This window comes from Sphingomonas sp., from assembly GCF_019635515.1.
Taxonomy (GTDB): domain Bacteria; phylum Pseudomonadota; class Alphaproteobacteria; order Sphingomonadales; family Sphingomonadaceae; genus Sphingomonas.
Genome location: NZ_JAHBZI010000002.1, coordinates 806,281 through 828,375 on the forward strand (window position 1 = coordinate 806,281; position 22,095 = coordinate 828,375).

Here is a 22,095-nt window from a genome sequence, read left to right on the forward strand (position 1 = left end):
TGCGGTAAAGGGCCCGCCACTCTGGCGGGCCCATGACAAATCAACGGCAGCGATTGCGACTGCTGCTGCGATCGATCTCGCGGCCCGCCAGACCGCCGGCGATCGCGCCGATGATGGTGCCGCCCGAGCGATCACCGCGGGTATCGATGGTGCGGCCAACCAGCGCGCCACCCACTGCGCCGACGACCAGGCCGGTGGTGCCATCTGAACGGCGGCAATAGCGCTTGCCGTCACGGCCGCGCCATTCGCGATAGCTGTAGTGACGGCCACGGCGGCGCTGATCGAAAGCGGCGACCGATTTGGTGGTGGCGGCACCGGCCTTGGCGGCCGCGACGGGAACGACCATCGAGGTCGGGATCGCCATGGTAATCGCGCCGAGCGCGAGCATCATCTTTCGCATCACATCACTCCATCTGATTTGCAGGGGCACTGCAGGAACCGGGAGCGTAACGTTCCTTGCGAGCCGCAAGTTGCATGGACAGCGATAGCGCAGGCTTCGCGCTTGGCCTCGGAGCGGCGCACCGCTACAGGCACGGCACTTGCCGGGCAGGCGCGATTCGCCGCAGCAAGTCATCTTGGGCTTGTCCCCACTATCCACGTTATCAACAGGCCAGGCGGGCGATTTGGCGCTTTGCGCGAATCGGATTCGATGTCAGCTTCATAACTGTAAGAAGGCGGTGAGGCGGAGGGAAACCGAAGCGAAACCAAGGGCTTACCGGACTTGGCCGGCGCAGGTGCCTTCGGGAAACCAGCAGGTCAGGGACGAGGGATGCCAGCGACGGACAGTTGCGAGACCAACGCAGTGCGCAAGTACGGGCGGAGGGATCGAGGGACGGCCGAAGCGCGGTGGACCGGATGCCGAAGCGGTGCGCAAGCGCGGTGGAGGTTTGACGGGAAAGCCGGGATGGACGGCCCCGAAATCGCGGCGGCGCGAAAGCGCAGGACGTGGTGGCTGGGATACCGACACGAAGAGCGGACCATCGGCTCGGAAGCCGCGCAAGCGGTGGAACGGTCGAAGGGCCAATCGGGAAAGCATTCCGCGAGGCTCCAGTTTCGCCGCTTGCGGCGGATTTGAAGCGGGCCGCTGAGAGATCGGTGATGAAGCGTCAAGACCTTCGGGAAATGCGCAGCGTTCCGCCTCCAGCGACCGACGCGAAGCTCGCATGCCCTTGCCGGCGCGAGTGGAGCATGCCGCCGAAACCAGGCCATGCGATCCGTCCGGGTCAATTGGCCGAAGTCCGGTGACATGGGGGCTGGCAGCGATGCCGGCCCCCTTTTGCGTTTCGGCGTCCGCCTGGCGGAACCGGCGCTCCTTTCCCTCTTACATCTCGATCAGTGACCGCGGCAGCGGCGGGCGCTAGCGTTGTAGCGACTTGAAGGAGAGGTATGTGGGAAAGCTGTTCGAACGCTTCGCGCAATTGGTGGCCGGCTGGGCGGGGCGCCCGCCGGCCTTCGTGCTGGCTTTTCTGGTGGTAGTGATCTGGGGCGTCACCGGGCCGATCTTCCAATATTCCGACACATGGCAGCTGGTGATCAACACCGGCACGACGATCGTCACCTTTCTGATGGTGTTCCTGATCCAGAACGCCCAGAATCGCGACGCGGCGGCGATTCAGTGCAAGCTCGACGAAATCATCCGCGCGATCGAGAGCGGGCGCAACGAATTCATCGGGATCGAGCATCTCGGTGAGCGGGAGCTGATCGAGATCCGCGACCGGCTGGAGAAGGAATGCGGGCCGGACGAACCCGGCCGGCACGAGGGTGTCGGACGGTTGCTCAGGCGACGCTAGCCATCCGACTGTCAGGCCAGGGTCGCGGTGAGTGCGCTTTCCGCATTGAGGAGCTTCGAGACCGGGCAATTGGCGTGGGCGCCCTCGGCCAGGGCATGAAACTGCTCTGCGGCGATACCGGGCACCTTGGCGATCAGGGTGAGATCGGAGCGGGTGATCACGAAGCCGCCATCCGCGTCCTTCTCAAGCTTGACGACGGCTTCGGTCTCTATTGTCCCGTCCGGGAAGCCGGCCCGCGCCAGCGCGAAGCTGAGCGCCATGGTGAAGCAACTGGCATGGGCGGCGGCGACGAGCTCTTCGGGATTGGTGCCCGGCTGATCTTCGAAGCGGGTGGAGAAGCCGTAATATTGATCGGTGAGCACGCCCGATTGCGTGCTGACATGGCCGCGGCCTTCCTTTCCAAATCCCTCGTAGCGGGCGCTGGCGGTACGGATGGACATGTGCAGGCTCCCCAATCAAGACGAGGCGCGGCGAATGGTTTCGCCGCGCCCCGATTATTCCGGCCTTAGCGGCAGCGGACTTCGTTGCGATCGACCGAGGCGCCGACCGCCGCGCCCGCCGCTGCCCCCAGCACCGTACCCAGCACTTCGGAACCGCCGGGGGCGATGATGTTGCCCAGCACACCGCCGGCGATGCCGCCGACGATGAGGCCGGTGGTGCCATCCGAGCGGCGACAATAATAGCGGCCGTCCTGGCCGCGATAGACGCGGTCGTCACGGGTCAGCCGGCGCTCCTGATAGCGGCGGGCATCGTTGCGGTAATAGCGATCGGCATAATAGCCGCCATAAGCCGGATCGGGGCGGTTATAGTCGTAATCGACATAGGCGCTCGAATAGCTGCGCGACGGGCCGTAACCCTCGGTGCAGCCGGCCAGCGCGGTAGCCGCCAGCAATCCCAAAGCGATGACACGCATTATCATACTCCCATCCTGTTTGGATGTAGGGGAAATGCGCGGCACGGCATAAGGTTGCGGATCAGTGACGAACCGGCCCTCCCTCCGACGCGCTGGTCGGCGCGGCGGGGCGCAGCGCCTCGCGCTCGCTGTCCGGAACCGGGGCGGTGGGATCGGGACGGAAATCGGCGATGGCGCGGGTGCTGCCATCGGGATGGGTGTCGCCCATCAGGTCGGTCGGCTTGGTGCCCTCGGGCGCGGGGCGGCCGAAGATGCGAACGGCGCCGAGCACCGCGCCGCCGATCGCCGCGAAGATACCAGCAATGCCCGCGGCCTTGACCGGTACAGGGGCGGCCTGGACGCGCTCGACCAGCGTCGGCGCGGCGGCGGGAGCGGGCTTGGCGGCCTTGGGCGCCGCGGCTTTGGGCTTGGCGGCGGGCGCCTTTGGCTTGGCGGCGGCTTTGGTCGAAGCCTTGGGCTTGGCGGGCGCCTTGGCCGGGGCGGCCGCTTTTGGGGCGGCCGCTTTGACGGCGGGCTTGGCGGCCGCCTTTGGCGCAGCTTTCTTTGCTGTCGGCGCTTTGGGCGCCGCGGCCTTCGCGGCGGCGGGTACCTTGGCAGCTACAGGCTTGGCGGCTGAAGTCTTGGCGGCAGGCTTCGCCGCCGTCTTGGCCTTGGCAGGCTTGGTTTCGCCTTCGGACGTAGCGGCGGCGGCCGGCTTGGCGGCGGCGGGGCGCTTGGCGGTGGTGCGGCGGGTGGTGGCTCGGGGGGTACTGCCCGGGGTCTTGCGCGTTGCCATGTTCACTTCCCTGTCTCGGTTCGACCGATCAACACCTACGCGGCGGCGCTGTTCCGGGCAATCGTTACGGCGCCATCGTTTTTCGCAGGCCCCTTAGCCCGAGACGGGCTCGCGCGACGGATCGAGCGGGAAGAGGCGGCGATGGAGGGGAACCGCGCGGCGCGGCGCGAGGCGCGGCTGGCGATAGGGTCGTGAAATCTGGGTTTCGTGTACTTGATCGAAAAAATTCATTCGTTTTCCTGTGTTGTTGTTGTGGATCGAGCCGGTTCGGATGCAGGCAAAGGCGCCGCGAAGGGCGGGGTTGCGTGCTGGCGATCGGGCCGGGGCAATGCGCGTTCCGGGATGGAAGCCGCCGCGAGGGCGAGCATTGCCTGGATCCCATATAGCCGATCGGGGTTAAAAATTCAACCTTGCCCCGTCCGCGGCGCCGTCCGCGCCGGTCCGTTCCCCCGCGAAAGCAGGGGGCCCAGAGCCAGGCGGCGTCGCGTTCGCTTGCCCTGGACTCCCGCTTTCGCGGGCGCACAAGATCCGCTCAATCCGTCAGCTTCTCGGGCACCTTGGCGCCGTTGTTGACCAGTTCGAGCATCACCGCGTTGTGCAGCCAGATGTTCATCTCGGCCGAACCATCCTTGGCGCCGGCATAACCGAGCTCGGTGGCGAGCTCCTTGCGGTTCTCGAGGCTGGAATCGAGATCGAGCAGCTTCATCAGATCGACGATCGAGGTGCGCCAGTTGAGATCGGGATTGCCCTTGGCGGCGAGCTTCTCGGTCAGCACCCGCTCGACATCGACCGGCTCGGCGGAGGCGGCCGCCTGGTTCTGCGGCGTCGGCGCGGTCGCGGTCGGCTCGGAGGCGATGGTGTTGGCGGGGGCCTGGCCGGGATCCGGCGCGTCCTTGCCGAAGATGCCGCCGCCACGACCCATGATGGCGTCCTTGATCCTGCTCATGATGCTCATGTCTTCACTCCCTGCCGGGCGCGGAGTGCGCCGTGCGGGGGCTGAACGCTTCGCGGGCGCAGAGGGTTCAGGCGCAGGGGGCTCAGGCGTGGCGAGTTCGGGCAAGGCAGGCGGGGACATCTCGAAATAGGCGTCGCGCTCGGCGGTCTCGGCGGCGCGCCGCTCCTCGAGATCGGCGGCGACATCGGCCTCGATCACCATGCGCTCCGTCGGGCTCAGCTCGCGCGAATAATCGTCGCCGCCATAGTCGCCATTCTCGTCGCCGGTAAAGCCGGCGGGGGGCGGGAAATGGGTGCGCCAATCCTCGGCGCTATCGTCCCACCAGACCGGCGGATGCTCGAACGTCGCGCCATGCGAATGTTGAGGAAGTTTAGTGTTTTCGTCTTCCTCAACTTTCGCGGGCGGGGCGGGCTGAAACAGGCCGGCGGCGTCGGCGCGGCGCCATTGCTCGGCGGTCCAGTCGTCACGCCGGGCGGGATCGAGATCGCTGGTGTCGATCGGTTCGGCGAGATCGGTGCGGGTGCGCAGCCAGTGATCGGCGCGGGCGAGCGCGCGGACCGGGGCGAGATCGTCGGCGCCGGCGGGGGCGGCGCCATCGGCGCGGGCGCCGAGGCGGGTGCCGAGGAACAGGCCGGCGCGGGCCGGGCCGGCACCCTGGGCGATCATCTCCAGATATTGCTCGAAATCGCCGGCGACCAGCCGGGCGGCGGCATGGGTGGCCTCATAGCCGGGCTTGTTGGCGAGGCGATCGGCGCGATTGAGCATCTTGAAGGCGAGGTTGTTGTCATGGCGCTGATAGTGCGTCTCGCTGCCATCGGCGGAGAAATGGACGCAGCGGGTGCCGTTGCGGGCGCGATCCATGAGATCGTCGGCAAGGACTTCGCCGCACAGCATCACCGCCGCCTGCCAGCCGATCGCGAAGCTGGCTCCGCGCGCGGCGCGGCGAAAGGCATAGGCGGATTGCTCGCTGAGCCCGACCAGCTTGCAGGCATGGGCGACGCTGGACCCTTGCGACAGCGCTTCGAGAAAGGCGCGCTGGCGCTCGCCGGTCCAGCCATCGCGGCGGCGCGAGGGGGTGATATCGTGGAGGGGTTCGAGCGCGACGTCGCTGGCGCCGGCGGGCGAGGGCGGGATGATCTCGTGCCTGCTCATGCCGGCTCTCCCCGGCGGATGCGGGCGAAGAGGCGGGCGGTGGCGTCGCGATTGGCGGCGATTTCGGGTTTGGTGCGGACCGGCCTGCCGATGCGGCCGGCGTCGCGGTGCGCCTGCCATGCGTCGGCGATCGCGCTGGTGCGGGGCGCGCCGGGCTCGGCGAAGCGCGCGAGGCGAACGGCGGCGCGGGCGAAGGGGTTGTCGGGCATTGGTTGGTCCTCTCGATCCATGAAAGAGGACGAACCAGTTATAGGGTTCGGGGCGTGTAGGACAGGATTTTGTTCCCGGAGTGTTCCGGTATCAGCGCGGGCGGTGTTGGGTGCCGTGGCCGGCGGTGATGAAGATCGCGGTGGCGGTGACGCCTTCGGGGACATCGGCGGTGTGCCAGGTGCCGGGTGGGTTGATCGCGTAATCGCCGGGGGCGAGGGCGATGGTGTCGGCGGTGCCGTCGGCATGTTCTTGGTGGAGGGTGATCGCGCCGGCGGTGCAGATCACCATCTCGGCGCCGTGCGGGTGGACCTCCCACATCGCCCAGCTCTCGGCGAAGTCATATTGCGAGACGAGGCGGCCCTCGATCCCGTCGGCGGCGTGGCGGGTGGCGTAATCGGCGTACCATTCCATGCCGGTGAAGGGCGGCTCGACGGTGGCGGCGGCGCCGAGGCCGAGATGGGCGGGGGAAGTGGGGAGATGGGGCATGGCACAGCAGATGCTAGGATTTAGCGAAGGCTAAATCCAGCACCGCGCCAAAGGCGCGGGCAAGCCCGGTCGGCGGCGCTGCGAGCGCCGACCGACGACGCGGCTTTGCCGCGGCGGGATGGAGCACTTTGAAGCTTCTGCAACCTTAGCGTTTAGTTGCATCAACGCACAGTTGCCATCCTGTGGTGCGACAGTAAGTTCAAATTTAGGGGAGAGCGCACTATGGCCGATGAGCCATTTGGATTTTTCTTACGTCGCCGGGTCGATGGTAAATTTTCGGGATTTGCCTACGGTACCAAGTTAGATGATCTAAGGAAGATTGGAGATCCTCCAGTAAAGGAGGAAGAAAAACCCAAAGACTCATCGGATGGCGAAGCCGCCCTTCCACAGGATGAGACACACCCTTTAGAAAAATTGATGAAGGAGGCTGTCGCCTCCGGACTTTCTCAATTTGATCTGATTTGGGTATCTGCCGGCGCTAGAACTCTATTCGCTAACGCTTTCATGGAAAATGAAGTCCTTACAAAGGTCGATAACCATTGCAAAAAGTTCGAAGAGACGGAAAAGTATACAATCTGGACGGTGCCTGAGGATACGTATTTCGAAATAGCGGAAAGCCACGACCAACTAAAACAGCTGCGCCGAGGCTTGGAGACGTTGCCGGCGGCAGTGCTAATGAACATGGTTGCCACGTTCGACTCAACAGTTGTTGAGATAATACGGTCTATGTTCACTTTAAAAAGCGAATTATTTAAAGAGTTAGATAGGAGCGTTGACGTAAAGGATATACTTTCAGTAGCCTCATTAGAGGAACTGCAAGGCAAAATTATAGATCAAGAAGTTTACAAGTTCTCTCGTGGCAGCCATGACGAGCAAACGGCCTTTATCGAAAAAAATTTCCACGTTGAAATTAGGAAATCCTGGAAAAGGTGGGCAGATTTTATAGAAATATTTGAAAGACGTAACCTAATAGCTCACGGTGAAAAGGAGTTCAACAATAGGTATTCGTCGATATGTCAATCTAACGGCCATTCTGGATCAGAAAAGCTTCTAGGAGAAAAAATTGAGCTAAGAAGAGAGTATCTGGCTCAGTCTTGTGATATATTAATAGAATTTTCCGTTCTACTTATATTTTCATTGTGGAAAAAGCATTATACTGCTGATGAAGAAAAGGCTTTTGATCAGATCAACGATACTATTTTTAACCTGATCGGTCGAGGCAGGTACATGCTGGCTACCCGCCTTAGCGAGTATGTGCTTTCTTTAAAAGGCACGAAGATGACTGAGCTAGTGAGGCGCATGATAATAGTGAATAATGCCAGTGCATACCGACACGCTGGAAATAGAGACAAGTCCGACAAGGTTCTGAATGAAGTCGATTGGAGCGCGGCCTCGGACAACTTTAAAATTTGCGTGGCAGCCCTTAAGGACGACATGGATGAAGTAGAGCGCGTTATGCCGCTTGTCATCCAAGCGGACTCCATTGAGAAGAGTTCTTTCAGGTCGTGGCCTGTATTCAAGTTCGCTCGTGAAGATAAACGGTTCCAAGACGCGTTTGAAAAAGCATTCGGAGAAGCCCTCTTGCGTGGGAAGATAGAAGCGAAGGATTCCGAGGGAGACGTTGCGCAATCAGATGGCATGAAAGAGGGTCAGCAAGTGTCCGGCGAGACGTCAGAAGACATCAAGACCGTTCATTAGTACGCCGACAATCTTTCTAATCACTCCGCCGCCACCGTCTCGCGCACCCCCTTCCGCTCCAACAACGGCGCCAGATACCGCCCGGTAAAGCTGCGCGGCTCCTTCACCACCGCCTCCGGCGTACCCTCAGCAACGATCTCGCCGCCCTTCACCCCGCCTTCCGGGCCCAGGTCGAGAATCCAGTCCGCGGTCTTGATGACGTCGAGGTTGTGCTCGATCACCACCACGGTGTTGCCCTGTTCGACCAGTGCGTGGAGGACTTCGAGCAGCTTGCGGACGTCCTCGAAGTGGAGGCCGGTGGTGGGTTCGTCGAGGATGTAGAGCGTCTGGCCGGTGGCCCGCCGCGCCAGTTCCTTGGCGAGCTTGACGCGCTGGGCTTCGCCGCCGGAGAGGGTCGTCGCCTGCTGGCCGACCTTGACATAGCCGAGGCCGACCTCCGCCAGCATCGCCATCTTCTCGCGGATGGGCGGCACGGCCTTGAAGAATTCATGGGCGTCCTCGACGGTCATGTTGAGTACGTCGGCGATGCTCTTCCCCTTGAACTTCACTTCCAGCGTCTCGCGATTGTAGCGCGCGCCGTGGCAGACATCGCAGGTGACGTAGACGTCGGGGAGGAAGTGCATCTCGATCTTGAGCAGGCCGTCACCGGTGCAGGCTTCGCAGCGGCCGCCCTTGACGTTGAAGCTGAAGCGGCCGGGCTTGTAGCCGCGCGCCTGGCTTTCGGGGAGGCCGGCGAACCAGTCGCGGATCTGGGTGAAGGCGCCGGTATAGGTGGCGGGGTTCGAGCGCGGGGTGCGGCCGATAGGCGACTGATCGATGTCGATCACCTTGTCGAGATATTCGAGGCCGGTGACCTTGTCATGCTTGCCGGCGAGGATGCGGGCGCCGTTCAACTGGCGCGCGGCGGCGGCGTAGAGCGTGTCGATGGTGAAGCTCGACTTGCCCGAGCCGGAGACGCCGGTGATGCAGGTGAAGGTGCCGAGCGGGATGCTGGCGGTGATGCCGGTGAGGTTGTTGGCGGTGGCGTTGTGGACGGTCAGCTTCCTGCCATTGCCCTTGCGGCGCTTGTCCGGGAGCGGGACCATGCGGCGGCCGGCGAGATAATCGGCGGTGATGCTGGCCGTGTTGGCGAGGACCTGTTCGAACGTGCCTTGCGCGACGACCTCGCCGCCATGGACGCCGGCGCCGGGACCCATATCGATGACGTAATCGGCGGTGCGGATCGCGTCCTCGTCATGCTCGACGACCAGCACAGTGTTGCCGAGATCGCGCAGCCGCCGGAGGGTGGCGAGCAGCATGTCGTTGTCGCGCTGGTGGAGGCCGATGCTCGGCTCGTCGAGGACGTAGAGGACGCCGGACAGGCCGCTGCCGATCTGCGAGGCGAGGCGGATGCGCTGGGACTCGCCGCCCGAGAGGGTGCCGCTGGTGCGGTCGAGATTGAGATAATCGAGGCCGACATTGTTGAGGAAGCCGAGGCGCTCGTCGATCTCCTTGAGGATGGCGCGGGCGATCTCGCGCTGCTGGTCGGTGAGGGTGGCGGGGAGCGCCTTGAACCATTCCAGCGCGTCGACCACCGACAGGCGGGTGGCGTGGCTGATGTCCTCGCCGGCGATCTTGACCGCCAGCGCCTCGGGCTTGAGGCGGGCGCCGTGGCAGGTCTCGCAGGGGTGCGACGCCTGGTACTTCGACAGCTCCTCGCGCATCCACGCGCTCTCGGTGGAGAGCATGCGGCGGTTGAGGTTACCGATCACGCCCTCGAAAGGCTTGCGGACGTCGTAGCTCTTGCGACCGTCGACGAAAGTGAGCGTGACGGGCTTGCCGCGGGTGCCGTGGAGGATGGTGGTGCGATGCTCCTCGGGCAGGTCTTTCCACGCGGTATCGAGGCTGAAGCCGAACTCGCGGGCGAGGGAGCCCAACACCTGCATGTAATAGGGCGAAGGCGGGTTGGACTTGGCCCAGGGCACGATCGCGCCCTTCTTGATGGTCAGCTCGTGATTGGGGACGACGAGATCCTCGTCGAACACCAGCTTCTCGCCAAGGCCGTCGCACGCCGGGCAGGCGCCCTGGGGCGCGTTGAACGAGAACAGGCGCGGCTCGATCTCGGCGATGGTGAAGCCGCTGACCGGGCAGGCGAACTTTTCGGAGAAGACGATGCGATTGGCGGGGACGCCGGCGTTCTTCATCGCGCCGGCGTCCTGCGCCTCATGCTCGCGGCCGGGGGCGATAGCGTCGACCAGATCGACATAGGCCAGCCCCTCGGCGAGCTTGAGTGCCTGCTCGAAGCTTTCCGCCAAACGCGTGCCGATTTCGCCGCCGACCACCAGGCGATCGATCACCACCTCGATGTCATGCTTGTACTTCTTGTCGAGCGCCGGGGCTTCCTCGATCAGATAGGTCTCGCCATCGATGCGGACGCGCTGGAAGCCCATCTTCTGCCATTCGGCGAGTTCCTTGCGATACTCGCCCTTGCGGCCGCGGACGACCGGGGCGAGGAGCAGCAGGCGGGTGCCTTCGGGCAGCGCGAGGACGCGATCGACCATCTGGCTGACGGTCTGCGCGGCGATGGGGAGGCCGGTGACGGGCGAATAGGGCACGCCGACCCGCGCCCAGAGCAGGCGCATATAATCGTAGATCTCGGTGACCGTCGCGACCGTCGAGCGGGGGTTCCGCGAGGTGGTCTTCTGCTCGATCGAGATGGCGGGCGAGAGGCCCTCGATATGATCGACATCGGGCTTCTGCATCAGTTCGAGGAACTGGCGGGCATAGGCGGAGAGGCTCTCCACATAGCGGCGCTGGCCCTCGGCATAGATGGTGTCGAAAGCGAGGCTGGACTTGCCCGAGCCGGACAGGCCGGTGATGACCGTGAGGGTGTCGCGGGGGATGTCGATATCGACGTCCTTGAGGTTATGCTCGCGCGCGCCGCGGACGGAGATCTGGGTAAGGGCCATGCCGGGTGTTCTATCTTCGTTCTTTTGGGGATGCCAGAGGAATTGAAATAGGAACGCGGCTGGCTGGATGCCAGTCGCGGCGTCCCTCCAATTCGGAGGTCCGGAATCGACCAGCTTGTGCGAGCGGCCGCAATCCTGCGCGCTACGCTGCCCGCCTGCTTTGGGGGAGGCGGCGGTGAGCAAGCTCTATTACGGCGACAATCTCGATGTGCTGCGCGAGCGCATCGCCGATGCCAGTGTCGATCTGGTCTATCTGGACCCGCCATTCAATTCGAACGCCGGATACAATGTGCTGTTCAGGGCGGCGGACGGCGTCGGCACGGACGCCAGCATCCAGGCGTTCGACGACACCTGGACCTGGGGCGACGCTTCGAAAAACGCGTTGCTCGACATCGCCTCGGGTACCAATCGCCAGCTCCAGGTGATGATGGAGGCGATGCACGCGGCGATCGGCGAGAACCCGCTAATGGCGTACCTTTCGATGATGGCGGTGCGGCTGGTGGAATTGCACCGGGTGCTGAAGCCGACGGGAAGCCTGTATCTGCACTGCGATCCGACGGCCTCGCACTATCTCAAGCTGGTGCTGGATGCCGTGTTCGGGTCGGAGAATTTCGGAAACGAGATCATCTGGCAGCGACAAAACGCCAAAGGTCTGGCCTCGACAAGATTCGCCCGAAATCACGATGTGATTTTCCGGGTGACCAAATCAGGAAGCTGGATATGGAATCCGCAATATACGCCACATAACGATGGCTATGTAGCGGGATTCTATCGTCATTTGGATGAGGATTCGGGGCGGCGCTACCGGCTCGGCGATCTGACGAATCCGAACAAGAACCGGCCCAATCTCACCTATGAGTTTCTGGGGATCACGCGCGTGTGGCGCTGGACGAGAGAAAGGATGCAGGAGGCGTATGAAGCGGGCCTCGTTGTCCAGACCAAGCCGGGTGCCGTTCCGCAACTGAAGCGATATCTCGATGAGCAGGAAGGCAACCCGGTTGGGGATATCTGGACCGATATTCGACCGGTTCAGGCGCAATCGAAGGAAGATCGTCATCTCGGCTATCCGACGCAAAAGCCCCGCGCGCTGCTCGAACGCATCATATCGGCATCCTCCAATTCCGGCGATGTGATCCTCGATCCATTTTGCGGCTGCGGCACCGCGGTCGATGCCGCGCAGAAGCTCGGGCGCGATTGGATCGGGATCGACGTCACCCATATCGCCATCGGGATGATCGAGGACCGGATGCGCAGCGGCTATCCGGGGATCGAATTCGAGACGATCGGCGTGCCCAAGGACCTGGCCAGCGCCGAGCGGCTGGCCGAGGAGGACCCGCACCAGTTCCAGCAATGGGTGTCGTGGCAGGTCGGCGGCTTCCCGCGCGAAAAGAAGGGCGGGGACCGGGGTGTCGATGGCTGGTTCAACTATCTCGCCGCCAAGGGCCGGATCGAAACCGGCGTGATCAGCGTCAAGGCCGGCGGCAATGTCACGCCGACCATGGTGCGCGATCTCGGGCGGGTGATGGAGCGCGACAAGCACCGCTTCGGGCTGTTCGTGATGAAGGGGGCGCCGACCAAGGGCATGCGCGACGAAGCGGCCTCGCAGCCGGTGATCGAGACCGAATTCGGGCGGTTCCCAGCGTTGCAGTTCGTCACGCTTGAGGAGCTGTTCGACGGCCGCAAGCCGAAACTGCCGCCATTGATCAGCCCGGTGAAGAAGGCGTCGCGGGTCGAGACCCGGGCGTCGCATCAGCCGGGGGCGCAGGGCAGTCTGCTATAGGCTAGGCCGGGTTGGACAGAAGCTGCGACAATGCGTCCAGCCGGTCGCTCGCGGTGCGCAACGCGGCGAGGCGGGCGGCCTTGCTGGTGGCGGTGAAGAGCGCCGCGCGCGCGCCGTCGAGGCCCGATACCAGGGGGCCGTAGGAAGGCAGATTTGGCGGCAGCGCGGCCCAGGCCGATGTGCGCCGCATGATCTGATAGGACTGGCTGTATTCGGCATACCATTCGGTGATGATGCCGGCGACCGTCGCGGGATTGCGCATGCCTTCGCTGAGCGCGTGCATCATGTTCTGCGCGGCGATGCCAAGGTCGGTGCTGCTGGCCATATCAGGCTCCCTTGAACGAGAGGATCAATGCGGCGACGATGTCGAACGCCTTGGTCAGGCGATCGCGCAGGATGCGTGCGAGCTTCGCGCGTTCCTTGGCATCGAGGTTGGGGTGCTCGCCCAGCGTATCGCGGAGCTCCGCATCGGCTTCGGCAAGCGCGGTCAGAGCGGTGTCGAGCGCGGGAAACAGCTTGCCGCTTTCAATCTGCTCGGCGGCGCGATCATAATAGATTTCGGCCAGCTTGCGGCGCACTTCTCCGCTGACCGGGGCATTGTCCTTACCCTTGATGGTGATCATCGCCATATAGGCGCTGGTGGTCCGATGGTCCTGATCGGCATCGCGCGCCCATTCCCATGCGCGCAAATGGGTTATCAGATCCTCGACGAGCTTCTTGCGGTGCGGATCCTTCGCCACCAGCTTGCGCAGCTCCTCGACCTTGTGCTTCTCGTCCGCGAGGGCTTCGAGGAACTTCGCGAGTTCGCCAACCGCGGCAAGCCGCGCATCCTTGTCGTCGGGCACCAGCTTCGCGGCCTTGCCGACGCCGAGCGCCGCGAGCATCTTTTCGCCCGAGCGGAGCAATCCGATGGAATCGGTGAAGTCCTTCGAGAAGTCATCGCCATCATCGGCGAGAATCCTGTCGATCGCGCCGAAATAGGCGCTGAGCCCCTCGATCAGCCGCAGCGTCGGCTGAATTTCGCGCTCGGCCGGCGCCAGGGACAGGATGGCACGATCGCGACGGTCGGCATCGAGCGCCGCCGCTTCCTCGGCCGACAAGCATAGCCAGCCCGCCGCCTGGTCCGTGAAATTCCTGGCCGGGTCGAGCCGGGGCGGATCGCGCAGATACGCGATATCCGGATAGCAGTTGGGATCGAGGCCGATGATCTCGAGATTGGCCGCGCGCCGCGTCTTCGCCGCAGTGCCGAGATAGTCGCGCGCGAGCGTCATCGCCGCCTTGCCCTTGGCCGACACATCGCCCGCATATTCGACGCGAAGCGCGTTGAGCGCGCATCCCGACAGGGCGAATGCCAGCAACGGCAAGGTCGATTTGGCGACGAGCGATCTGGCCAGCATGTCCCGTTCCCGAAAATGGAGAGCGAATGGCGCACGCGACGCGGTACTAGGGCGCCAACAAGGCGAACCCGGCATATCTTCACATTTTCGTATAGATTTCGGCTTTTCGAGGAAATCCCGATTGCCGCCGATTTGGCGGTAATTCAGCCGTGGACGCTGACCCCGAACGGCACCACTCGGTTGAGCGCGACATGGCCGATCTCGCAGCGGCCGAGATAGGGCACGCCCATCTCCTTGCACCAGCGATGCATCATGAACTCGCCGGACTCGCCGAAATCGACGTCGTTGTCGACGACCGCGCTGATCGCGCCGAGGCGGACGCCGGCAAGGCCCTTGAGCTGGGTGGCATGGGCCATGGTGAACAGCATGCGATCGACGCGGTACATCGGCTCGCCGACCTCCTCGATCATCAGCACGTGATCGGTGAGATCGGGCATCCACGGCGTGCCGATCAGCGCGGTGAGGATCGAGAGGTTGAAGGCGGCGGCGGGCTTGCCGTCGAGCAGGCTCGGCTCGAGCCCGCTCTTGTCACGGTCGATCAGCCAGCTCAGCGCCCAGCCGGTATCGGCGCCCTTGTCGTTCTTGCCCATGCCGCTCGCCATCGAGGCGTGGCAGGGAAAACCGATGCGGCGGGCGTAGAGCGCGCCGAGCATGAAGCCCATGTCGGAGAAGCCCATATAGGTCTTGGTCCGCGCCGCCGGGCCGAGGTGCGGCATCACCATTTCGAGAATGCGGTTCGACCCATAGCCGCCGCGCGCGAACCAGATCGCGTCGAAGCCAGGATCGTTGGCGAATTCGAGGAAGGCGGCGGCGCGGACCTTGTCCGATCCGGCGAAGTGATTCTCGGTGACGAAGCATTGCGGGTGGAAGACGATATCATGCTGCGGATAGGTCAGCGCCATGAACGCGGCCATGCGCGCCGCGCTCTCCTGGCTGACCGTCCGTGCCGGTGCGACGACTCCGATGCGCATGTGCTTGCCCCTTCCCTTCAAACTGGCGATAGCGCGAGGGCATGGAACATCGCAAACCTTACTTCTTCGTCGGCATCGGCGGATCGGGCATGTTGCCGCTGGCGATGATCCTGGCGGGGCAGGGGGCGCGGGTTTCGGGTTCGGACCGCAGCCTCGATTCGGGACGGCTGCCGGCGAAGTTCGACGATCTGGCGAAGCGCGGCGTGGCGCTGTTTCCGCAGGACGGCAGCGGGATTTCGGGCGAGCAGATCGTGGTCGCCTCGGCGGCGATCGAGGACACGGTGGCGGACATGGTCGCGGCGGCGGCGGCGGGATGCGCGCGGATGACGCGGGCCGAGCTGCTCGCCAGCCTGTTCAACGCCGCGCCGATGTCGATCGGGGTGGCGGGGACCAGCGGCAAATCGACCGTCACCGGCATGATCGGCTGGATCCTCCATGCCATCGGCCGCGATCCGACGGTAATGAACGGCGCGGTGATGAAGAACTTCGCCAACCCCGAGGCGCCGTTCGCCAGCGCGCTGGTCGGGCAGGGGGCGGATTTCGTCAGCGAGGTGGACGAAAGCGATGGCTCGATCGCGCTCTATTGGCCGAAGGTGGCGGTGCTCAACAATGTCAGCCTCGATCACAAATCGCTGGAGGAGTTGCGCGACCTGTTCGGGGCGTTCGCGGCCAAGGCGGTGACGACGGTGGTCAATGTCGGCGATGCCGAGAGCGCGGCGCTGGCGATGGCGCTCGACCGCAAGCGCTGCCTCACCTTCGCGGTCGAGGCCGAGGCCGATCTCGTCGCGCGGAACCTGACGCCCGAGGCCTATGCGATCGGCTTCGATCTCGAGTACGGGGGCGAGACCCACCGCGTGTCGCTGGGGGTGCCGGGGCGGCACAATGTCGCCAACGCGCTGGCGGCGATCGGCGCGGCGATGGCGGCGGGGGTGCCGCTGGCGCGGGCGGCGAAGGCGATCGAGGGGTTTGCCGGGCTCAAGCGGCGCTTCGAACTGGTCGGCGAGGCGGGCGGTGTCGCCGTGATCGACGATTTCGGCCACAACCCCGACAAGATCGCCGCGACCATCGCGACGCTGCGCGCCTTTCCCGGGCGGCTGCTGCTGCTGTTCCAGCCGCACGGCTATGGGCCATTGAAGGTGATGCGGCGCGAACTGGTCGCGATGTTCGCCGGCAAGCTGGCGGCGGACGACCTGCTGGTGCTGCCCGACCCGGTCTATCATGGCGGGACGACGACGCGCGAAGTGACCAGCGCCGATATCGTCGCGGACGTGGCGGCGACGGGGCGGCAGGCGCTGCATATCCCCGATCGCGCGGCGGCGGCGGCGCATCTGGTGGCGAGCGCCCGACCCGGCGACCGCATCGTCGTGATGGGTGCGCGCGACGACACGCTGAGCCAGTTCGCGGCGGAGATGGCGGACACGCTCGCGCGCTGATTATGTCTGCATTGTTGCGCACGCATGGACTCTGCCACCCGATCGGTCCATTGTGGACTCACTCCATTGGGGAGCGTCACATGAAATTCATGCAGTTGCTGCATTGCATGCGAGGGAAGCATCAGCGGAGTCGCGGACGGGCCTGGCTTGACGGTGACGTGTACCGGTCGTTCTGCCTCGGATGCGGCAAGCCGATGTTGCGCACGTATAAGGGCTGGATCCTGACATCAAACGCCGAAGGCGGCGGCCCTGGGGGGCCGGGAGCGGTGAGTCGGACCTAGCGCGCCAGACGTCTCTGGAGCGAACGAGACAGAGGCGGTCGGCAACACCATATATTGCCGCCATGCGTCGTGCGTCACTTTATACATAGAATCCGAGCGATATGGGAATATTTGATGCATCTTGAACTGTTGCCCATCTGGTTTTTGCCGCTCATCGCCGTGGTGGCCAGCGCATTGTTGGTCTCGTTCGTCTGGGTGCGGGTCAAGGCGCGCCGGCGCAAGCAGCGCCAGCACGAGCGCCGCCGCAAGAACATCGCCCATGCCCGCGCCTGGGACTGGGTCATGGGCCGCCGAGCGCCGCGGCTGACCGATCAGCGCTCGGTTCCCGAATAGCGTTCTTGCATCGTTGCGCTTCGCGCTTCCAGACGTTTCGCCGACGCCCTTGCGACTGGCAATGCCCGGCGTGAGACGCGGTCATGTCTTGCTCGCTTTCCGATATGGAAAGCACCATTGACATAGCGCGATATCGTGCGTAAAGCTCCCTTTACTAATTCGAAAGGGGGCTTGACATGAATACCCGGAATCCCGCCCAACGCCGCTATGTCGCGCGGTTCGTGCCGGCGATGCTGGCCTATGTGATCGTGCTGTTCGCCTGCACCTGGGCGAATCGGGCGTATCAGCCCGAAGGCGCGGCGCTGTATGTGCTGTCGGTGCTGCCGTCATTGCCATTGCTCGCGGTGCTGGTGGTGATGGGGCTGTATCTGCGCGAGGAGCGGGACGAGTTCATCCGCAACCGGCTGGTCACGGCGATGATCGGTGGGATCGGCATCACGCTGGCGATCACATCGGTTTGGGGATTCCTCGAGGAAGGCGCGCATGTCGCGCACTTCCCGACCTTCCTCGCCTTCCCGATCTGGTGCGGTGCGTTCGGTTTCGTCCAATGCCTGGTGAGCCTGCGCGACCGGATGGCGGGAGGCGGCGATGCATAACCGCCTCCGTGTGCTGCGCGCCGAGCGGGCGTGGAGCCAGCAGGATCTGGCCGAGCGGCTCGAGGTGTCGCGCCAGAGCGTCAACGCCATCGAGACCGGCCGCTACGATCCTTCGCTGCCGCTCGCCTTCAAGATCGCCGACCTGTTCGGCATGGCGATCGAGGACATCTTCACCAACCCATCCAAGGGAACACCGCAATGATCCGCCGTCTTCGTACCGCCGCCTGCCGCAAGAGCCGGCTGCCGCTTGTCGCCATCATGGTCGCGATCTGGGCCGCCAATGGTTCGCCCGGAATCGATGGCCGTGCCCGCGCGCAGATCGCTCCCGCCGCCCATGATGCCGGCGCCGCGATGATCCAGACACTGCACATCTCGGTGCAGGTGATCGGCAAGGGCAGCCCGGTGATCCTGATCCCCGGCCTCTCCAGCCCGCGCGAGGTGTGGGACGGGATCGCCCCCGAACTGGCCAAGACGCACACGGTGTATCTGGTGCAGGTCAACGGCTTTGGCGGCGACGATCCGCGCGCCAATCTGAAGCCCGGCGTGATCGACGGGATGGTCGCGGACCTGCACGACCTGATCGTCAGCCGGAAGCTGAAAAAGCCCGCCGTGATCGGCCATTCGCTGGGCGGTCTCGCCACGCTGATGCTGGCCAAGGCGTATCCGGGCGATGTCGGCAAGGCGATGATCGTCGATGCCTTGCCCTTTGTCGGATCGGCATTCTTCCCCGGATCGACCGTGGAAAGCGTCAGGCCGCAGGCCGAAGCGATGCGCGCGCAGATGGCGGGACTGTACGGTCAGCCGGTGCCCGAGGCGGTGCTGAACGCGATCGCCAACCAGAATGCGCTGAAGCCCGCGTCGCGCGAGACGGTGAAGGGCTGGATGGCCAAGACCGACATGCGCGTGTCGGCGCAGGCGATGTACGAGGATCTGCAGATCGATCTGCGCGGACAACTGGCCGCGATCACCGCGCCGGTGACCGTGCTGGTGCCCTGGACCGGCGCCGAGGGCACGACCAAGACCGAGCTCTATCGCGGCGAATATGCCGGGACGGCGAAGCTGAAGATCCAGGGCGTGGCCGATAGCGGGCACTTCATCATGCTCGATCAGCCCGAGGCGTTCCGCGCCGCGCTGACGGCGTTCCTCGCCGGATAGGCAAACGAAGCCCCGGGGCGCTCACAAAACCCCGGGGCTTCGCGCTAAACGAAATGCGGCGCGGGTACCCGAGGGCACCCGCGCCGCATTTCGTTCAATAGGTTCCACGGAAGCTGCGGTCGAGGTTGTGATCGCCGCGCCAGTCGCGGCTGTCGTCGCGTTCATTGCCGAAAAAGGCGCCGGCGCGTTCTTCGTCCTTCCACGCCGCCTGCGCTTCGGCGGCGGTCTTGCGCAGCGTCACCTTGTCGTCGACCGAATCGATCCAGCGCGACGGAATCGAATGGTGATGGCCGCCGGCATTCGCATCGCTCTTGGTCAGCACGATGCGGTCGCCACGGACCTTGTCGACCTTGCCGACATGGCTGCCATCGGAGCCGACGACTTCCATGTGCTCGGCGACGCGGTCCAGGCAATCGCGCTGGCCCTGGCGATCGCTGCGCCAGGTGCTGAACTCGTTGTGGAAGCGCTGGGCGTTCTCGCGGCGATATTCGTCATAGTCGCGGTCGAGCTCGTCGATCCGCTCGCGGCGCCACGCGCCATATTCGCGGTCATGGCCACGGGCGAACCGCTCGTCATAGCGCATGTCGCGCTCGCGGCGGCGCTCGGCCTCGGTATCGCCGAACCACGAGCGGACCTCGTCGCCGGCGCGCTCGAAAAAGCCGCGTTCACCGCGTTCACCGTGTTCACGGCCGCCATAGCCATGGTCGCGTCCGGAACGGGCCGGACGATAGTCGAAATCCTGTCCGCGATCGTAGCGCGTATCGCGGAAGCCGCGGTCCCGGCCCTGACCGATATCGACACCGGCGGCGGCATAGTCGCGCGCGCTCGAATGGCTGGCGGTGCGGGCGCGGGGCGGCCCGCTGACCTGATATTGATCCTCGGGGCCGAAGAAGCGGTCTTCGGAATAGCGGTCTGCCATTTCTGATCTCCAACACTGCAGGGATTTGCCTGTGCGGATTCAGCGGACGAAGCGCGGGTTGGTTCCGGAAAAAACGAGGCTTTTCCAAGCCGTTCGGCGCGTGGCGGATACGGCTCGCCGCGCGCCGCGCAACGCGGTTGCATCGGGCATGACCGCAAGCTAATGGGGGCGCCTCCCGGGGTTCCCGGGACCGGCGGCGGGGCTGTAGCTCAGATGGGAGAGCGCTGCAATCGCACTGCAGAGGTCAGGGGTTCGATTCCCCTCAGCTCCACCAGCCGCCCCGATTTCCTCAGAGGCGGCTGATGAAGCCCGGGCTTATTTGTGGTCGAGCTTGAGCGCTTCGGCCACGGCCGCCCATGGCACCAGCTTGAAATTCTGGTTCTCGGGCGGCGAGACGTTGCGGCCGTCCTGCGCGACCATCAACCCGCCTTCGAAGCCGGGGCCGGCGTTCATGCCGGTGACGTCGAGGCCGTCGGTCTCCGAGACGCCGTCGATGCCGAGGCCGGCATTGGCGCCGATCGCGAAGCTGCCGACATAGGCGTTGTTGCCGTCGCGGCGGAACACCGCATAGCTGTCATTGCCCTGGCTCGAGACGACGAGATAGCCACGGCCGCCGGACAGGCGGACGAGGCCGATGCCTTCCATATCGTCCTTGAGCGCGGGATAGTCCTTGACCGCGGCATACATGAAGCGGGCCGGGCCGCCCTTGGGCTCGGCGCCTTCGCGCCACAGGCCGACATCCTCCTCGTTGGTGTAGAGGATGCCGGTATCGTCATCGGCGACGCAGCCTTCGACCTGGGTGGCGAAGGGGAGGTCGCGGACGAGCTTGGCCTGGACCTTGCCCGCAGGCGTCGCGACCAGCTCCCATTGGCGCATCTTGCCGTCGGTCTGGTTGATGAAGACATAGGTCTTCCGGGTCTTCGCGCTCTTGTACATGCACAGGCCATAAGGGTCGTCGAGGCCGGTCAACTGGACGCCGTCCGCGACATTGGTGAGGCGGCGGGCGACGGGATCCAGCGCGTAGATCGCGATGCTCTTATGGGTGCGATCACTGGCGGTGACGAGCGTCACCTTCTTGCCGCCGAGCGTGAAGCCGTCGCGCAGATCGACATTGTTCATCCGGCCATCGGGCAGGAACTGGAGCACCTTGCCGGCCATGTCGTAGACATAGAGGCCGGACTGTTTCTGGGTGCCGATGATCAGGCTTTGCGCGGGATCGGTCGGGTGGATCCAGATCGCGGGATCGTCGGCCGCGTCGCCGCCGGTCTCCACCGGCTGGGTCTCGACGGTCGCCTGAACCGTGGCGATACGCGCGGGTGCTGCAAGCGCGGCGCGTGCCGGCAATCCGGCGGCGGCGAGGACGGCGTCCCAGCGGACGAGCTTGAAATTGACCGCGTCGGGGGCGTTGTCGTCATCGGCGATGGCGAGCATGCCGCCGCCGATGGCGAGGCCGCCCGGATCGGTGACGGGGTCGTCCGCGCCGGCGGCGACGGTCACCGAGCCGAGATAGGCGTAGTCGGCCTGGGTATCGTAGAGATTGAAGCGGTTGGCCGAGGCATCGGCGACGATCAGGCGGCCATCTGGGGCGATGGCGACGCCCTTGGCTTCCTCGGTGATATGGCCCAGCCGGACCGCGTCGACCAGAACCGGGGCGATCTCCGCTTCGGGCTCGACCGCGAAGTGCCAGACACCGACGGTTTCCTGCGAGATATAGATCGAGCCGCGATCGTCGGCGGCGCAATAGCCGGTTTCCGACGCTTGCGAGAAGCGCCGGGCCAAGCGCGCGGTGAATGCTCCGGCGGCATCGGCGGCGAGCGTGTATTGGGCGATGCCGCCCTGATCGCCGAGCAGGAACAGATAGAGCGAATCGTCACGGTGGCTGCGCGCGAGGCAGAGACCGGCGAGGGTCATGCCGGGGGCGGGGAGATTGAAGGTGAGCGGGCTGAGCGCGCCGCCTTCGCTTGCCGCGAAAAGCTTGACCGTGTTGAGCTTGCCGTCAAGCGCGGCGAGCAACGCCGCGCCGCCGGGGACGGCGTTCGCGCGCAGATCGAGCGCCCGGATATCGCCGGCGGGGACGATCGCGCGGCGCTTGCCGGCCGAGTCATATATCTCGATCCCGCCATTCTTGGCCGCGCCGAAGATATTGCCGCGATGAAAGACCGGCGAATCGATGCCGCGGCCCTGGGTTGGGGTGGTTTCGAGCGCCGCCTGGATCGGCGGGGCATCCTGCGCGACGGCGGGAGCGGCGAGCATGGCTGTGGCGAGCGCTGCGAACGAGCAGCCGAACTTGAATAGCATCAGAT

Annotated in this window: 21 protein-coding genes and 1 tRNA gene; 9 read left to right on the plus strand and 13 right to left on the minus strand. The window is 64.7% G+C overall.

Annotation, left to right across the window (positions count from 1 at the left end):
- Nucleotides 1–40 precede the first annotated feature (40 nt).
- Nucleotides 41–400 carry a glycine zipper 2TM domain-containing protein gene (locus tag KF730_RS16285; RefSeq protein ID WP_294099205.1) on the minus strand — a complete coding sequence of 120 codons (360 nt, stop codon included), beginning with the start codon at nucleotides 398–400 and terminating at the stop codon, nucleotides 41–43.
- 988 nt (nucleotides 401–1,388) lie between these two features.
- Here KF730_RS16285 and KF730_RS16290 point away from each other — a divergent pair.
- Entirely contained in the window at nucleotides 1,389–1,790 is a 402-nt protein-coding gene (locus KF730_RS16290) for a low affinity iron permease family protein (RefSeq protein ID WP_294099206.1), read from the plus strand.
- A gap of 11 nt (nucleotides 1,791–1,801) precedes the next feature.
- On the opposite strand, the gene KF730_RS16295 is transcribed toward KF730_RS16290, so the two are convergent.
- The 6 genes from KF730_RS16295 to KF730_RS16320 form a co-directional block, all read right to left on the minus strand.
- Entirely contained in the window at nucleotides 1,802–2,230 is a 429-nt protein-coding gene (locus tag KF730_RS16295) for an OsmC family protein (protein WP_294099207.1), read from the minus strand.
- Between the two features lie 65 nt (nucleotides 2,231–2,295).
- Nucleotides 2,296–2,703: a glycine zipper 2TM domain-containing protein gene (locus KF730_RS16300; protein ID WP_294099208.1), complete on the minus strand. Its 408-nt coding sequence runs from the start codon at nucleotides 2,701–2,703 to the stop codon at nucleotides 2,296–2,298.
- 61 nt (nucleotides 2,704–2,764) lie between these two features.
- Nucleotides 2,765–3,478 carry a hypothetical protein gene (locus KF730_RS16305; RefSeq protein WP_294099209.1) on the minus strand — a complete coding sequence of 238 codons (714 nt, stop codon included), beginning with the start codon at nucleotides 3,476–3,478 and terminating at the stop codon, nucleotides 2,765–2,767.
- 532 nt (nucleotides 3,479–4,010) lie between these two features.
- Nucleotides 4,011–5,585, minus strand: coding sequence for a DUF3597 domain-containing protein (locus KF730_RS17810; RefSeq protein WP_365973835.1), 1,575 nt, complete (start codon nucleotides 5,583–5,585; stop codon nucleotides 4,011–4,013).
- Nucleotides 5,582–5,794 (minus strand): hypothetical protein, encoded by a 213-nt coding sequence (locus KF730_RS16315; protein WP_294099210.1) that lies wholly within the window; start codon nucleotides 5,792–5,794, stop codon nucleotides 5,582–5,584. Before KF730_RS16315 ends, KF730_RS17810 begins: the two co-directional genes overlap by 4 nt.
- 91 nt (nucleotides 5,795–5,885) lie before the next feature.
- A complete protein-coding gene (locus KF730_RS16320) occupies nucleotides 5,886–6,281 on the minus strand; it encodes a cupin domain-containing protein (RefSeq protein WP_294099212.1) in 396 nt (131 codons plus the stop codon).
- Between the two features lie 222 nt (nucleotides 6,282–6,503).
- On the opposite strand from KF730_RS16320, the gene KF730_RS16325 reads away from it, so the two are divergent.
- Nucleotides 6,504–7,979 (plus strand): hypothetical protein, encoded by a 1,476-nt coding sequence (locus tag KF730_RS16325; protein WP_294099213.1) that lies wholly within the window; start codon nucleotides 6,504–6,506, stop codon nucleotides 7,977–7,979.
- Nucleotides 7,980–7,999: 20 nt separating this feature from the next.
- Here KF730_RS16325 and uvrA read toward each other — a convergent pair whose 3' ends face one another.
- Nucleotides 8,000–10,927: an excinuclease ABC subunit UvrA gene (uvrA, locus tag KF730_RS16330; RefSeq protein WP_294099214.1), complete on the minus strand. Its 2,928-nt coding sequence runs from the start codon at nucleotides 10,925–10,927 to the stop codon at nucleotides 8,000–8,002.
- 175 nt (nucleotides 10,928–11,102) lie between these two features.
- Between uvrA and KF730_RS16335 the strand changes: the two genes are divergently transcribed.
- Nucleotides 11,103–12,707 (plus strand): DNA methyltransferase, encoded by a 1,605-nt coding sequence (locus KF730_RS16335; RefSeq protein ID WP_294099215.1) that lies wholly within the window; start codon nucleotides 11,103–11,105, stop codon nucleotides 12,705–12,707.
- 1 nt (nucleotide 12,708) lies between these two features.
- Here KF730_RS16335 and KF730_RS16340 read toward each other — a convergent pair whose 3' ends face one another.
- From KF730_RS16340 to KF730_RS16350, 3 genes are all read right to left on the minus strand, one after another.
- Nucleotides 12,709–13,032 carry a hypothetical protein gene (locus tag KF730_RS16340; protein WP_294099216.1) on the minus strand — a complete coding sequence of 108 codons (324 nt, stop codon included), beginning with the start codon at nucleotides 13,030–13,032 and terminating at the stop codon, nucleotides 12,709–12,711.
- 1 nt (nucleotide 13,033) lies between these two features.
- Nucleotides 13,034–14,104, minus strand: a complete 1,071-nt coding sequence (locus KF730_RS16345; RefSeq protein WP_294099217.1) for a hypothetical protein — start codon at nucleotides 14,102–14,104, stop codon at nucleotides 13,034–13,036.
- Nucleotides 14,105–14,247: 143 nt separating this feature from the next.
- The gene (locus KF730_RS16350) at nucleotides 14,248–15,075 is read right to left on the minus strand and encodes an LD-carboxypeptidase (protein ID WP_294099219.1); all 828 of its coding nucleotides are present in this window, start codon (nucleotides 15,073–15,075) and stop codon (nucleotides 14,248–14,250) included.
- A gap of 41 nt (nucleotides 15,076–15,116) precedes the next feature.
- Between KF730_RS16350 and KF730_RS16355 the strand changes: the two genes are divergently transcribed.
- From KF730_RS16355 to KF730_RS16375, 5 genes are all read left to right on the plus strand, one after another.
- Nucleotides 15,117–16,508, plus strand: a complete 1,392-nt coding sequence (locus KF730_RS16355) for a Mur ligase family protein (protein WP_294099222.1) — start codon at nucleotides 15,117–15,119, stop codon at nucleotides 16,506–16,508.
- A gap of 395 nt (nucleotides 16,509–16,903) precedes the next feature.
- Nucleotides 16,904–17,122, plus strand: coding sequence for a hypothetical protein (locus KF730_RS16360; RefSeq protein ID WP_294099223.1), 219 nt, complete (start codon nucleotides 16,904–16,906; stop codon nucleotides 17,120–17,122).
- A gap of 176 nt (nucleotides 17,123–17,298) precedes the next feature.
- Entirely contained in the window at nucleotides 17,299–17,718 is a 420-nt protein-coding gene (locus KF730_RS16365; RefSeq protein ID WP_294099224.1) for a hypothetical protein, read from the plus strand.
- Nucleotides 17,711–17,920, plus strand: coding sequence for a helix-turn-helix transcriptional regulator (locus KF730_RS16370; RefSeq protein WP_294099226.1), 210 nt, complete (start codon nucleotides 17,711–17,713; stop codon nucleotides 17,918–17,920). Before KF730_RS16365 ends, KF730_RS16370 begins: the two co-directional genes overlap by 8 nt.
- On the plus strand, nucleotides 17,917–18,873 hold the full coding sequence (locus tag KF730_RS16375; RefSeq protein ID WP_294099228.1) for an alpha/beta hydrolase: 957 nt from the start codon (nucleotides 17,917–17,919) through the stop codon (nucleotides 18,871–18,873). Before KF730_RS16370 ends, KF730_RS16375 begins: the two co-directional genes overlap by 4 nt.
- A gap of 94 nt (nucleotides 18,874–18,967) precedes the next feature.
- On the opposite strand, the gene KF730_RS16380 is transcribed toward KF730_RS16375, so the two are convergent.
- Complete coding sequence (locus KF730_RS16380) at nucleotides 18,968–19,792, minus strand: DUF2171 domain-containing protein (RefSeq protein WP_294099231.1); 825 nt, start codon at nucleotides 19,790–19,792, stop codon at nucleotides 18,968–18,970.
- A 198-nt stretch (nucleotides 19,793–19,990) separates the two neighbouring features.
- On the opposite strand from KF730_RS16380, the gene KF730_RS16385 reads away from it, so the two are divergent.
- A tRNA-Ala gene (locus KF730_RS16385) sits at nucleotides 19,991–20,066 on the plus strand.
- 41 nt (nucleotides 20,067–20,107) lie between these two features.
- Here KF730_RS16385 and KF730_RS16390 read toward each other — a convergent pair.
- Nucleotides 20,108–22,090: a phytase gene (locus KF730_RS16390; protein ID WP_294099233.1), complete on the minus strand. Its 1,983-nt coding sequence runs from the start codon at nucleotides 22,088–22,090 to the stop codon at nucleotides 20,108–20,110.
- Nucleotides 22,091–22,095 lie beyond the last annotated feature (5 nt).